At 66.8% G+C, this 12,879-nt stretch carries 15 protein-coding genes and 1 pseudogene; 7 read left to right on the top strand and 9 right to left on the bottom strand.

What is annotated here, in order from left to right:
- The first annotated feature begins 153 nt into the window (after positions 1–153).
- The 4 genes from psbX (at position 154) to KBZ07_RS08470 (ending at position 2,300) form a co-directional block, all read left to right on the top strand.
- On the top strand, positions 154–276 hold the full coding sequence (psbX, locus tag KBZ07_RS08485; RefSeq protein ID WP_197151570.1) for a photosystem II reaction center X protein: 123 nt from the start codon (positions 154–156) through the stop codon (positions 274–276).
- Between the two features lie 90 nt (positions 277–366).
- Positions 367–1,230, top strand: a complete 864-nt coding sequence (locus KBZ07_RS08480) for a Ycf66 family protein (RefSeq protein ID WP_254931198.1) — start codon at positions 367–369, stop codon at positions 1,228–1,230.
- Between the two features lie 189 nt (positions 1,231–1,419).
- Positions 1,420–1,809 (top strand): hypothetical protein, encoded by a 390-nt coding sequence (locus tag KBZ07_RS08475; RefSeq protein WP_254931197.1) that lies wholly within the window; start codon positions 1,420–1,422, stop codon positions 1,807–1,809.
- Entirely contained in the window at positions 1,806–2,300 is a 495-nt protein-coding gene (locus tag KBZ07_RS08470) for a hypothetical protein (RefSeq protein WP_254931196.1), read from the top strand. Before KBZ07_RS08475 ends, KBZ07_RS08470 begins: the two co-directional genes overlap by 4 nt.
- Before the next feature lie 51 nt (positions 2,301–2,351).
- Here KBZ07_RS08470 and KBZ07_RS08465 read toward each other — a convergent pair whose 3' ends face one another.
- The 3 genes from KBZ07_RS08465 to KBZ07_RS08455 are packed head-to-tail and all read right to left on the bottom strand — an operon-like array spanning position 2,352 to position 4,928.
- Positions 2,352–2,552, bottom strand: coding sequence for a chlorophyll a/b-binding protein (locus KBZ07_RS08465; RefSeq protein ID WP_254931195.1), 201 nt, complete (start codon positions 2,550–2,552; stop codon positions 2,352–2,354).
- Between the two features lie 4 nt (positions 2,553–2,556).
- A complete protein-coding gene (locus KBZ07_RS08460; RefSeq protein WP_254931194.1) occupies positions 2,557–4,548 on the bottom strand; it encodes an ABC transporter ATP-binding protein/permease in 1,992 nt (663 codons plus the stop codon).
- Between the two features lie 38 nt (positions 4,549–4,586).
- Positions 4,587–4,928 (bottom strand): histidine triad nucleotide-binding protein, encoded by a 342-nt coding sequence (locus tag KBZ07_RS08455; protein WP_197151579.1) that lies wholly within the window; start codon positions 4,926–4,928, stop codon positions 4,587–4,589.
- A gap of 56 nt (positions 4,929–4,984) precedes the next feature.
- Here KBZ07_RS08455 and KBZ07_RS08450 point away from each other — a divergent pair, with 56 nt between their 5' ends.
- The gene (locus tag KBZ07_RS08450; protein ID WP_254931193.1) at positions 4,985–6,535 is read left to right on the top strand and encodes a YifB family Mg chelatase-like AAA ATPase; all 1,551 of its coding nucleotides are present in this window, start codon (positions 4,985–4,987) and stop codon (positions 6,533–6,535) included.
- Positions 6,536–6,544: 9 nt separating this feature from the next.
- On the opposite strand, the gene rpsU is transcribed toward KBZ07_RS08450, so the two are convergent.
- The 4 genes from rpsU to def are packed head-to-tail and all read right to left on the bottom strand — an operon-like array spanning position 6,545 to position 8,329.
- Entirely contained in the window at positions 6,545–6,715 is a 171-nt protein-coding gene (gene rpsU / locus KBZ07_RS08445) for a 30S ribosomal protein S21 (protein WP_010304532.1), read from the bottom strand.
- A 44-nt stretch (positions 6,716–6,759) separates the two neighbouring features.
- Positions 6,760–7,464, bottom strand: a complete 705-nt coding sequence (locus KBZ07_RS08440; RefSeq protein ID WP_254931192.1) for a DUF3747 domain-containing protein — start codon at positions 7,462–7,464, stop codon at positions 6,760–6,762.
- 52 nt (positions 7,465–7,516) lie between these two features.
- Positions 7,517–7,714 carry a hypothetical protein gene (locus tag KBZ07_RS08435; protein WP_197151584.1) on the bottom strand — a complete coding sequence of 66 codons (198 nt, stop codon included), beginning with the start codon at positions 7,712–7,714 and terminating at the stop codon, positions 7,517–7,519.
- 30 nt (positions 7,715–7,744) lie between these two features.
- Positions 7,745–8,329 carry a peptide deformylase gene (def, locus tag KBZ07_RS08430; protein ID WP_254931191.1) on the bottom strand — a complete coding sequence of 195 codons (585 nt, stop codon included), beginning with the start codon at positions 8,327–8,329 and terminating at the stop codon, positions 7,745–7,747.
- Between the two features lie 223 nt (positions 8,330–8,552).
- Between def and KBZ07_RS08425 the strand changes: the two genes are divergently transcribed.
- Positions 8,553–10,460 carry a prolyl oligopeptidase family serine peptidase gene (locus KBZ07_RS08425; protein ID WP_396123979.1) on the top strand — a complete coding sequence of 636 codons (1,908 nt, stop codon included), beginning with the start codon at positions 8,553–8,555 and terminating at the stop codon, positions 10,458–10,460.
- The gene (locus tag KBZ07_RS08420) at positions 10,457–11,827 is read left to right on the top strand and encodes a sodium/glutamate symporter (RefSeq protein ID WP_254931190.1); all 1,371 of its coding nucleotides are present in this window, start codon (positions 10,457–10,459) and stop codon (positions 11,825–11,827) included. Before KBZ07_RS08425 ends, KBZ07_RS08420 begins: the two co-directional genes overlap by 4 nt.
- Here the strand turns inward: KBZ07_RS08420 and KBZ07_RS08415 are convergent.
- Both KBZ07_RS08415 and KBZ07_RS08410 read right to left on the bottom strand, forming a co-directional pair.
- Positions 11,800–12,474, bottom strand: a complete 675-nt coding sequence (locus KBZ07_RS08415) for a class II aldolase/adducin family protein (protein ID WP_254931189.1) — start codon at positions 12,472–12,474, stop codon at positions 11,800–11,802. The genes KBZ07_RS08420 and KBZ07_RS08415 overlap by 28 nt on opposite strands.
- 49 nt (positions 12,475–12,523) lie before the next feature.
- Positions 12,524–12,879 (bottom strand): annotated as a pseudogene (locus KBZ07_RS08410) (S-methyl-5-thioribose-1-phosphate isomerase); the annotation flags it as partial.

The following is a 12,879-nucleotide window of genomic DNA, read 5'->3' as shown; positions in this document are numbered from 1 at the left end:
AAAACCAGATGGGCCCCTGACGCCAAGGAGTGCCACGACAGGTAAGACGAGGGCAGGGCCGTCACAAAGCTCTAAGCAGCTGGGTTCCCAGCGTAGGAACCCGCCACCACTGCCTAGGATTGGGGCACGGTTTACGTTCAAAACTGGCCCGCTATGACGCCTTCCCTTGCCAACTTCCTGAGCAGCCTCGCCTGGGGGGCCGTGATCGTGGTGGTGCCCATCACCATTGCCCTGGTGCTGATCAGCCAGAACGATCGCCTCGATCGTCGCCTCTGAAGAGCCGGGGCCAGTGTAGGCAGCCCAGGCAGCCTGCCTACACTGGCCCCTCTGCCTACAGTGGGCAAATGGTTGAACGGGTGAGACGCCGTGGTTAATGCCAGCCTGAATTGGGCCAGCATCGTGGGCATTGTGCTGGCCGTCGGCGGCGCCCTGCTCTATTTCATGCGGAGCTTCAAGCCCGCCCTAGCCCGCGACTACGACGTTTTCTTCGCGGCGATTGGCCTGCTTTGCGGCGGCATTTTGTTTTTTCAGGGTTGGCGCTTAGACCCCATCCTCCAGTTTGGCCAGTTCCTGCTGGCCGCCACCACCGTTTTCTTCGCCTACGAAAGCGTCCGGCTGCGGGGTGTGACAACCGAGCAGGCGCGGCGCTCTTCCTACTTCGACGACGACGAACCGATGCCCACCCCGGGGCCCGCCCGCGCCCGGGTGGGCGGAAGGACCTGGGGTGAAGCTGATGTGGATCGCTTTGATGAGCCCCAGCCCCTGCGCCGCCGCATTCCCTCCCGCGAAGACGAAAGCGAAGACGAAGACTTCTACAGGGCACGCCGGCCCAACCGCACGGCCATCCCCGAGCGGGCAGCCAGCCGCAGGCCGGCCCAGGCCGACTGGGCAAGCCCAAGCCAGGAGCCTGAGCCCAGCCGTTTCAGCGGCTCAGCACGGTCAGCCGCCAGGCCAGGCACCGATTTCGGCTCCCGCCGCCGCGAGCGTGATGCCACCCCAGAACCGCGCCGGGGCAGCCGACCCACTGCAGCACCTGAGGCCATGCCCCGCTCCACCAGGCGAGCCACCACCCCTGAGGTTGCCCCCCCAACCGGGCCAGCCGGAATCCCCCAGGGTTCTCCCATCTCTGGGGCAAGCGAGCAGATCAGCGATGCAGAATTCACTCCGCTGAAACCCCGCGGACCTGGCGAACCCCGGCCCCGGGACAACAGCTCCCGCTTCGACGACTGAGGCGCCCTGAACCAACCCAATCCGGCGCCAGCCCTGGCAGCCCTGCTGCTGCCAGCCTGCCTCCTGCTCCTGGCAGGCTGCAGCGGCGGACCCTGGTTCGGCCGCCGCAGTGCCGGCCCCGCCGGCGGCCTCGGTGAAGCCAGCCGCCAGGAGCCGGCCCTAAGCGGCCAGGGGCGGCTCCTGGCCTCAGTGGTGGAACGCAGCAGTGGGCCCACCCTGCTGCTACAGGAACAACCCAGCGGGCGGGTCGTGAACCTGCGCCACTTCCAGAGACACCAGCCCCACAGCTCCCCCTCCCTCAGCTGGAACGGCCGCTACGTGGCTGCCCTGGTGCAGCAGGGCAGCCAGCGGGTGCCCTTGATCGAAGATCGGCTCAGCGGGGCCCTGCACAGGCTGCCCCTGCCGGCCGATCACACCGCCCTGCGGCTCAGCCTGGCCCCGGAGGCGGGTCGGCTGGCCGTGCAAATGGCCCTCGATGGCCAGGTGCGGGTGCAGTTGTTTGATCTGACTGGCCTGCTGGAGCCCGACCGCCCGGGCGGGATGGCCATCCAGGGGGGCGGTCCTGGAGCCCCCCCATGAGGGTGCCTGACCTTGCAACGGCCACAGGCACCCTCTTGGCCATGGCCCTGCTGCTGGGCAGCTGCATGGGGCCGATGCCGAGGCCAATCAGCCCACTCAACAGCCGCCTCGAGGCCTTGGGCGCCACGCGGGAGCCTTCTCTCTCGGGTCGCTGGCTGGCCCTGATCAGTGGCCGGGGCGGGCGGGAGCAGGTGATGCTGCTCGATCTGGAGCGCCAGCAGCCCCAGCCCCTGCTGGGCCTCAACCGGGCCGATGCCCAGCCCTTGAGCGTCAGTGTCGATGCAGCTGGGGAAAAAATCGCCCTGGTACGCCAGCTGGAAGGCCGCACCGAGCTGGTGCTCTACCGCCGCTCGCTGCAGAGCCTGCAGCCGATCGCCATGGTGCCCAACGGTGTGCCAAAAGCGGTGCAACTCCAGGCCGATGGCCGCCAGCTGGCCGTGCAGGTGAGTCGCAACGGGATCTGGCAAGTAGACCTGATCCAGATCCCCTGAGTGCGGCCAAGGCCTCAAGTGAGAGGCCTTGGCCGCACTCAGGGAGATGACTCAGGGCACCAGGCCAGCCCAGTGCAGGAAGGTGTCTCCGCTGATGGCCTCGATCAGCAGCAGGGCCGCAAAGCCCACCATGGCAAAACGACCATTGACCCGCTCGGCGTAGCCACTCCAGCCAAAAGCCGGAATGTCGCCGGTAGTGGCACTGGTGGTTGAACTAGTGGTTGGATTGGTAGTTGGAGTCTCAGCAGGCATGGGATCAGGCATGACGTCCCACGTCATAGCCGGCCGCTGGCAACAGTCGCCACTTACCACTGCCGTCGAGCTCCAGCACCGTGTCGTGGAAGGCGGTGAGGGTGGGGCGGTGACCCACGCTCACAAAGGCCATTTCCCGCTCGCTTAGCAGGGAATAGAGGTGGCGCTCCGTGGCCACATCGAGGGCGCTGGTGGCCTCATCGAGCACCACAAAGCTGGGTGAATTGAGCAGCAGGCGGGCAAAGGCCAAACGCTGCTGCTCGCCCAGGGACAACAGCCGGGGCCAGTCTTGGATGATATTTAGGTCGGGATAACGCTGCACCAGCTCGCCCAGGCGCACCTCCTCAAGCACATGGCGCAGCTGGCCATCGCTAAAGCGATCCGGCTGCTGGGGATAGCAGAGCTGCTCCCGCAGGCTGCCCAGCAGCATGTAGGGCTTCTGGGGAATGAACATCAACTCCCCCTCGCTGGGCCGCTCCACCCGGCCGGATGCCGGCGGCCAAAGGCCGCTCACCATGCGCAGGAAAGAAGTTTTGCCACAGCCGGAAGGGCCTACCACCAGCAGGCGCTGGCTGCGATTCACCTCCAGGCTCAGATCCCGAATCAGTGTGCGGGTGGTGCGGGGCGGCACCAGGTCCACATGGCTGACCAGGATCGAGCCGTCGTCGCGGCCCCCACTGGTGGCCGCCAGCTGGGCCTCTAGGGCGGCGGCTTCAGTGCCGATCGCATCCACCTTGCCCTGGAATCCCTCCAAACGGCTGATCGAAGCGGAGAAGGCGGCGAGGCGATCGATGTTGTTAACGATATAGCTCACCGAAAACAAAACCTGGCTGAAGGCAATGCTGGCCTGGGTAAATACACCAAAATCAACCTGCTTGGCGAAGTAGATCGGCGCAATCACCAGCCAGGGCAAAAATCTTGAGAAGTAATCATAGGAGCGCTGGATCACACTGATCAGGGCTTCCCAGACGATCAAACGGTCATAGTTTTTAATCGCCCCGCCCAGCCGCCGCTGGGCCTCGTTGGCTTCCTGCTGCTCTCCGCGGTAGAAGGCGATCGACTCGGCATTGTCGCGGATATGCACCAGGCCATAACGAAAATCGGCCTCTAGCTTGAGCTGCAAATAATTTAGATTGACCAGCTTACGGCTTGCAAACACAATCAAACCCGTGCCCCCCACCGAGTACACCAACAGAACCAAGGCTAGTTGGTCGCTGATGTTCCATAGGACAATGATGAAACTGGCGAAAGTGAGCAGGGCTGCGATGATCTCAACAACAACGCTCAAGCTAGTGCCAGTAAAACTGGCCGCATCTTGGGAAATTCGCTGGTCTGGATTATCAATTTCTTCGATCGACTCGTCGTTTGGGTTGAGAATATAATAGGCCCGATTAGAGAGGTAGCGATTTAATAAGCGCCCACTCAGCCACTCTCGCCATAACAAGCCAAGCTTGGGAATCAGGTAGCTCTGGATCGCCCGGATAGGCAGGGCCAGCACCAGACAAAAAGCATATATGGCTACGATTTTCCAAAAATCATCCGCCTTATAGGCCACCAGGGCATTTTCAATATTGCGAGCGATGAAGCTGATTCCCACATTTATCCCATTGATCACCAGGATCAGCAGGGTGATCACTCCCATCAGCAGCCAGGGCAGCCAGCGGCCCTGCCTCAATTTGCCGCGAAAGGCCACAAAACAGCCCAGCCCACCGGCCAGCAACACCATCACCAGCGGCCCGATCGGGCTACGCCAGATCGCCGCCACCTGCTCCGGCACCCCCGGCAAAAAGCGGCTGCGCAATTCGGGGATCAGGGCCCCACTGAGGGCCAGCACCCCAGTCAGCAGTAGCAAGGTGCTGCCCACCACCACCGCCAGCAGCGCGGCCACCAGCAACAGGAACTGCCAGCCCCGGGTGTCGTCCACCGGCAGGAAGTAGGGCTGGGCGAGACGCTGCAGCTTGGCTAGCTGATCGCGTAGGGCCTTAAAGAAATTCATGGGGGGAGCTAGATCAGGCCATTGTTGCCGGGCCGCGCTCAGCCCGGGGGCCAGGCCAGGGGACGCCCACCGATCACGTGCACATGCAGATGAAAAACGGTTTGCCCGGCTGCCGCGCCGCTATTGATCACAGTGCGGAAGGCCTCTAGCCCCTCCTGGCGGGCAACCCGTGCCGCCACCAGCAACAGATGGCCCAGCAGGCCCTGATCCTCTGCACTGGCCTGGGCCAACTCGGGGATGGGCTGGCGCGGAATCACCAGCACGTGCACCGGCGCCTGGGGAGCCACATCCCGAAAGGCCAGGCAGTGTTCATCGGCAAACACCTGATCACAGGGGATCTCGCCACGAAGGATGCGCGCAAAGATCGTGTCTTGGCTCACAGGGGCACCAGGGGTGGGACAGGGGTGGCACTAACAAGCCAGTGGCCCCAGGCAGGATGTTGGCACGGTGCAAGACGGCGGCGCTGCTCGGGCTGGAGGCCCGGCCTGTGCTGGTGGAAGTGGATCTGGCACCGGGGCTCCCGGGGCTGCAGATGGTGGGGTTGGCCGATGCCGCCGTGCAGGAATCCCGGGAGCGGGTGCGCTCCGCCCTGCGCCACAGCAACCAGAAAGTGCCCCAGACGCGGGTGGTGGTGAATCTGGCCCCGGCCGACCTGCGCAAGGAGGGGCCCGGCTTCGACCTGCCGATCGCCCTGGGGCTGCTGCTGGCCTCAGGCCAGTTGGCCGAAGCGAGCAGCGAGGCGGTATGGAGCGCGGGGGAGCTGGCCCTCAATGGGGAGTTGCGACCGATCCGGGGGGTGTTGGCCATCGCCATCGCCGCCCGCCAGCACGGCGCCCGGGCCCTGGTGGTGCCCCAGGCCAATGCCTGGGAGGCCGCCCTGGTGGACGGATTGCAGGTGTGGGGTGCCAGCGATCTGAACCAGGTGCTCTGGCACCTGCAGCATCCGCACGCCAGCCATCAGAACCTGCAGCCGCTTGGCCCCCAGGCGCGCCGGCCAGGCCCAACTGGCCCGGAGGTCGGCGATCTCGCCGCCGTCAAGGGCCAGGCCCATGGCCGCCGCGCCCTCGAGATCGCTGCGGCGGGAGGCCATCACCTCCTGCTCTGCGGCCCGCCCGGCAGCGGCAAAACGATGCTGGCCCAGCGACTGGCCGGCCTGCTGCCAGCCCTGAACCCCGCCGAGGCCCTTGAGCTCACGGCCATCCACTCGGTGGCCGGGCTGCTGGACAGCAGCCAGGGCCTACTCGAAACCAGACCCTTTCGGAGCCCCCACCACAGCTGCTCGGCAGCGGGCCTGCTCGGCGGCGGCGGCTTGCCGCGCCCGGGCGAGCTGGCCCTGGCCCACCACGGGGTGTTGTTCCTCGATGAACTGGCCGAATTCCGGCGGGCGGTGCTCGACCAGCTGCGCCAGCCGCTGGAAGACGGGGAAGTATGGATCCACCGAGCGCGACAACGCACCCGCTTTCCCTGTCAGATCACCCTGGTGGCAGCCACGAACCCCTGCCCCTGCGGCTGGCTGGGGGATCCGGAGCGCAGCTGCAGCTGTGGCGAAGGGCAAAGGCAGCGCTACTGGGGGCGGTTGTCAGGCCCCCTGCTGGATCGCATCGACCTGCAGGTGGTGATGCGCCGCCCCAGCAGCCACGCCCTCACCGCCCCCTTTCGCCAGCACAGCGATGAGGATGGGCCCGAGTCAACGGCCGTGGTGCGGCAACGGGTACTGCGGGCCCGCGGGCGCATGGCCGGCCGCAACCCCGCCGGCTGCAGCAATGGCCGCATTCCCGGCGGCGTCCTGCATCAGGTGGTGCAGCTGGAGCCCCAGGCCCTGCTGGTTTGGGAGGGAGCCTTACGGCAGCGGCAACTGAGCGCCCGGGCCGGGGCCCGACTGCTACGGGTCGCCCAGACAATCAGCGACCTTGGTGCCCAACCTCAAATAAGTGCAGCTGCAATCGCTGAAGCTCTCACCTACCGGTCTTTTGACCAGTTGCAATGAGCTGGTGACTCAGCGGCGGCGGCGGCGCTGCTGGGCCTTGCGCTTGTATTTCTCTACGGGAGTTTCGTGGTGGCGCAGGCGCTTGAGGTCGGCAAAGATGCCCGCCTTGGACACCTGGCGCTTGAAGCGGCGCAGGGCCGATTCAATGCCTTCGTTTTCGCCGACGGTGACCTGGGTCATGAAGCGCTGCGCTGCTCACGGAGTTGTTCAATGTAGCAACAGCCTCATACCTGGGGTTCGCCTGGCTGGGGCCGCCCAGGCTGTACTGGCTGCACCGGCTGCACTACTGGTTGAACAGGTTGTACGGGTTGTACAGGTTGAACGGACTGGTCAGGATTGACAGGTAGGACCGGCTGGGCCAGGGCATCGGGCCAGCCCTCGCGATAGACGTAGACGTGGCCCAAGTTGCGGCCGCCGAAGGCCCGGCGCTTGAGCTGCCAGCCCGGTTCAAACACCAGCTGCAGAAAACCCGTGCCGGAACCCTGGGTGCGAGCTACCACCATTTCCGGCCCCGCCCCGGCCTTGGTGGGCATGGCCAGCAACAGGTTGTCGCCACTTTTGCGCACGACGGTGAGCCGGTAGCTGGCAGCCAGATCGTCGCCGCCCACCCGCACGGAGTAGCCATTGGCATCGATAAAGCGGCTGCAGATGCCGGTGAAATCAAAGCTGCCCAGCAGCGGCTCTACCGGCGCCGGCGCGCCAGGCACCACTGCAAAGCAGGGCCGGGTGGGCTTCACCTGTTCGTAGATGTTGAGCTGGGCTCGCGTGCCATCCCCGATCGGCGCCGCCACGAGCACAAAGCTTTCCTGGCTCAGGTCGACCGCTTGAAACAGGGCGCTGGCCCGGGAAGGATCGGGTGCCCAGACACCCAGAACGGCCGTGAATGCTGCCAGAGCAAGCGCAGGGGTGCGGGGATCGGGCAAACGCATCGCGGCATCGAGTAGTTATCTATGCAATCGTATGCACCCTGGGAAGCCCCGGCTAGGCAGGCTTGTTGATGCGAATGGCCACCAGCAAGGCCAAGAGGGTGCCCGGCAGGCTCAAGCCCAGAATCCAGCCGGTGAGCTGGGTTCCCAGGTCGGGATCGCCATAGGCGAGCTCAAACACCGAGCCGGTGGCCGCGATTCCGAGCAGGCAGGCCAGGGCCAGGAACAGCCCGGCCAAGGGCTTCATCGGCATGGGGAAAACCTGATTGGCATGGTGGAAAGCTCAGCGAATGGTGTGGACGTCGGCCCGCTGGAAGCCCTTCTCCTGGAGCCCCTCGTTGAGGCTGAGCTCATCGGTGACCCGGTCTACGAACAACACCCCGCTGAGATGGTCCATTTCATGCTGGATGCAACGGGCCAGCAGCCCATCGGCCTTGAGCCGCTGGGGGCGGCCCAGCTCATCGCGGAAGCTGACCTCAACGGCAGCTGGACGCACCACATTCAGATAGACGCCAGGGATGCTCAGGCAGCCTTCCTCATAGGTTTCGATGGCGGCCCCAAAAGAGCTGATCTCCGGGTTGATCAGCAACAGCGGCGGGGCGGCGGCATTTTCGGGATCGAGATCAATCACCAGCAGTTGCTTGTTCACGCCCACCTGGGGGGCGGCCAGGCCGATGCCACTGGCGCTGTACATGCTGCGCAGCATGTTGCGGGCCAGCTCGCGCACGCTCCCATCCACCTTGCTGATGCGCCTGGCGGTGGTGCGCAGCTCGGCATCGCCCAGGGTGTGGATGGTGAGGGGGGGCTGCTCAAGCGCCTGCTTGGGCACCTGCACGCCGCGGCTGGCCTGCACCGCGGTGCGAGCCATCTGGGCAAAGCTGGCAGCGGAGCTGGGGGCCAAAGGATACTTGGATAGATAAGGCCGATCTTAAGCCGGTACGCCCAAACAGCCGCCCCCTGCTGCCAGGTTGGGGGGCCAGGTTGAACAGCACACTCTTCAACTCGCCTTTGAACTCGCCTTGAACTCCCCGTTGGACTAGCCGTTGAACGATCTGTTGAACGATCTGTTGGGCCCAGTATTGAAGCCATCCTTGGGGGGGCCGGCACGGGCCGAACTGGAGCAAGGGCCCCTGGCCGCCTCGCTGGTGGAGGGGTGCATCCCAACGATCAAGGAGCCCAAGCTCAGGGGTGGACGGCTGCTATGGCTGGAGCAACGCCCCCAGGAGCAGGGCCGCACCACCTTGATGCTGCGTGAGCCCGCTGGGCTCCAAGCCCGCGAGCTCACCCCCGGCCACTGGAACCTGCGCAGCCGGGTGCACGGCTATGGCGGCGGCGTTTATGCCCTGGCCAACGACACGCTGGTCTTCGTCGATGACGGCGACCGCTGCCTCTGGCAGCTCCAGCTAGGTGGGGCCGCCCCCAGCCAGCCCAGCCGTCTCACCAGCCCCACCGATCGCGCCTTCGCCGATGGACTGATCGACAGCCAGCGCCAGCGCTGGCTGGGCGTAATGGAGGCCGGGGGCCGCGACCAACTGGTAGCGGTGCCCTTAGCCGGGGGCGAGCCGGAGCTCCTGCACCTGGCAGCCGACTTCTGCGGCTATGCCGCCCTCAGCCCCGATGGCGGGCAGCTGGCCTGGGTGGAGTGGCGCCAACCCTGGATGCCTTGGCAGCGCAGCCAGCTGTGGCTGGCCCGGATCACCGCCGCCGGAGCCCTGGAGGATCCCCGGCCGGTGGCGGGCTCCGGGGCGGGCTCCGGGGCGGAAAGCCCGCTGGCCAGCTCGATATTTCAGCCGCTCTGGATCGGCCCCACCGAGCTGGTGGTGGCCAGCGACGCCACGGGCTGGTGGAACCTGCAACGGCTGGAGATCGGCACCGGCAGCTGGCAGCCCCTGCTGCCGCTCGAGGCCGAATTCGCCATGCCCCAGTGGGTCTACGGGATGGCCACCACAGCCTGGGACGGCGAGCAGCTGATTGCCGCCGCCTGCACCCGTGGCGTCTGGCAGCTGGGCCGGGTGGATCTGGCCGCCGAGCGCGTGGGCACACCAGAGGCCTGGCAGCCCATAGGTGTGCCCTTCGACGACCTGGCCGCCCTCTGCGCCGAAGCCGGCCAGCTGGTGGCCGTGGCAAGCAGCCCCACCATCCCGGAAGGGCTGCTGGAGCTGGAGCTCGCCGGCGGCAGCTGGCGACACACGCCCGTGGCCCCCTGCCCGCTGGCCCTGGAGGCGATCAGCCGGCCCGAGCCGCTCTGGTTTGCCGGCCATGGGGGGCAGCAGACCCATGCCTGGTTCTATCCGCCCGCCACCGGGGCCTGCGCCAGCTCGCCGCTGCTGGTGAAGGGCCACAGCGGCCCCACCGGCATGGCCCGCCGGGGTCTGAACCTGGGCATTCAGTTCTGGACCTCGCGGGGCTGGGGCGTGCTGGATGTGAACTACGGCGGCTCCACCGGCTTTGGCAGGGCCTACCGGGAGCGACTCGATGGCCAGTGGGGCGTGGTGGATGTGGCCGACTGTGCCGCCGCTGCCCAGGCCCTGGTGGCGGCGGGAAAAGCCAGCGGTGCGCGCATCGCCATCGAAGGCGGCAGTGCCGGTGGCTTCACTGCCCTGGCCGCCCTCTGCTTTACGGATGTCTTTCGCGCCGGCGCGAGCCGCTACGGCGTCAGCGACCCCAGCGCGTTGGCGAGCGAGAGCCATCGCTTTGAAGCCCGCTATCTCGATGGGCTGATCGGCCCCTGGCCCCAAGCGCGCCCCACCTACGAGGCCCGCTCACCCCTGGCCCATGCCGGGCAGATCCACTGCCCCGTAATCTTCTTCCAGGGCCTCGATGACCAGGTGGTGCCGCCGGCCCAAACCGAGCGCATGGCCCTTGCCCTGCAGACCCAAGGCATACCGGTGGAGGTGCATCTGTTTGCCAATGAGGGCCACGGCTTCCGCAGCGGTGCGGTTCGAATCGAGGTGCTGGAAGCCACCGAAGCCTTTTTCCGCCGCCACTTCCAACTGTGAACCCACCCGAACTCTGGATCGAGGCCCTGCCCAAACTGGGCTGGCTGGTACTGGCCATCGCAGCCCTCAGCCTGACCCTCGCCCTGGGGCGGCGGATCGGTTCGGCTCTGAAGCTACGGCTCTGGGGGATCCCGGAGGCCCTGGTGGCCGGCTTGCTTGGCCTGCTGCTGGCGCCGGGCGGCCCCTTGCCCCTGCTGCCGGTGCCGGTGCTGGAGCTATGGGCCGATCTGCCGCTGGTGCTGCTCACCCTGGTATTTGGCTCGCTGATGCTCAGCAAACCTCTGCCCCAGCTCGGCAGCCTGTGGCGACCGGTATCAGGCCAGGTGTCCCTGGCCCTGGTACTGGCCTTCGGCCAGTACGTGGTGGGCGGCCTGGCGGTGCTGCTGGTGCTGCAGCCCTTGCTGGGGGTCAGCCCGGTGATGGCCTGCCTGATCGAAGTGGCCTACGAAGGCGGCCATGGTTCCGCCGCGGCCATGGGCCCCAGCTACGCGGCCCTGGGCTTCCCCGGTGGACAGGATCTGGGCCTGGCTATGGCCACCGTGGGACTCCTGAGCTCCACCCTGGTGGGAGGCCTCGTGGTGGTGCTGGCCAGGCGCCAGGGCTGGTTACTGGCAACCAGCCCGACCAAACCCACCCAGGGCGAAGGGGCCAGTGCGGCCGCCAGCCCGGCTGGACCCGCCGCCTGGGCCGTGAATCTGGCCCTGGTGGGGGTGGCTGTTTTGGTGGGAGAGCTGCTGCTGCTGGCCCTGCGGGCACTCACCCTGCCCCTGGGCGGGGGCGTGGCCGCAGTGACGCAGGCCCTGCCGGTGTTTCCCCTGGCCATTTTGGGTTCACTGTTTGTGCGCTGGGTCCTGGAGCGCAGTGGCCGCAGCCAGTTGGCCTCGGCGCCAATCCAGAGCGAACTCAGCACCCTTGCCGCCGATCTCCTGATCACGGCAGCCACCGCAGGTCTAAACCTGAAATTGCTGCAGGCCGACTGGCTGCCGCTGACGGTTCTGGCCCTGGGGGGACTGGCCTGGAACCTGGCTGTGGTGCTGCTGCTGGCGCCGCGGGTGCTGCCGGCCGACTGGTTTGAGCGGGCGGTGATCGAATTCGGCCAGGCCACCGGCGTGGCCGCCAGCGGCCTGCTGTTGCTGCGCATGGCCGACCCGGAAGACCAGAGCGATGCCCTGTCCGCCTTCTCGATCAAACAGCTGTTGCTGCAACCATTTCTGGCGGGCGGAGTGATCACGGTGGTGGCCCCCCTAGCGGTGGTGGGCTGGGGGTTGCCGGTATGGACGGGCTTCTGCTTTGGCCTGGTGCTGCTGGCCGGCGGGGCAGGGCTGTGGTTGGCCCGCTCTCAGCCGGCGGCCGCACCTGCGCCGTAGTGCAGCTCCCGGAACTGCCGCTGCACCACCGCCATCTGGCTGGGCGAAAGCTGGGGCGGTTCGCCCAGCTGCAGGGCCTGCAGATACATGTGGGCAAGGGTTTCCACCTCGATGGCGATGCGCAGGGCCTGGTCCAGGCTGTTCCCGAGAGCTACCTGGCCGTGTTGGCCCAACAAACAGGCCAGCCGATCGGTGAGAGCCTCCAAGGCGAGGCCTGAGAGCTCGGCAGTGCCAAAGGGGGCGTAGGGGGCACAGCGAATGTCATCGCCGCCGGCCACAGCCGTCATGTAGTGGAAGGGCGGAATGGCGCGGCCATGGCAGGCCAGGGCCGTGGCCTGGATGGAGTGGCAGTGGAGCACCGCCTGAATCTCAAGGCGGCTGCGCAGGATGTCGGCATGGAGCCGCCACTCCGATGAAGGGCGCCTGGCGCCTGCATCCCTGGGGGCGCCGGCCAGATCCAGGGCCACCAGATCGGCCGGTTCCATCTGCTCATAGGGCAGGGAACTGGGGGTGATCAACATCCCGCCAGGGATGCGCACCGACAGGTTGCCCGAGGTGCCCTGGTTGACGCCGCAGGCATTCATGCGCCGGGCAGCGGCCACCAGCTGCCGGCGCAATTCGGGCTCGGAGCCGGGGGCGGCAGGCAAGGGCAGGGGGCCAGATGGCCTGACGCTAGGTGGGCGACGCACTCCGATCTCAGCCCGCGTAGAGCTGCCCCAATCCAGCTTCGGTGGCTGCAGCCACGCCCCGCTCGGTGATCAGGGCCGTCACCAGCCGCGCCGGCGTCACATCGAAGGCCGGGTTGAAGCCGGCGCTGCCCGTTGGCGTTAGCTGCACGGCCGTGATCGCGCCATCCGGGGCCCGCCCCTGGATGTGGGTCACCTCCTCGGCGCTGCGGGCCTCGATCGGGATCTCGGCCACGCCATCGCCAATCGTCCAGTCGATCGTGGAGGCGGGCAGGGCCACATAAAAGGGCACGCCGTTGTCGTGGGCGGCCAGAGCCTTGAGATAGGTGCCGATCTTGTTGCACACATCGCCGCGGCGGGTGGTGC

The sequence above is a fragment of the Cyanobium sp. BA20m-14 genome, assembly GCF_024346295.1.
This window is presented reverse-complemented; position numbering and strand designations above follow the sequence as displayed.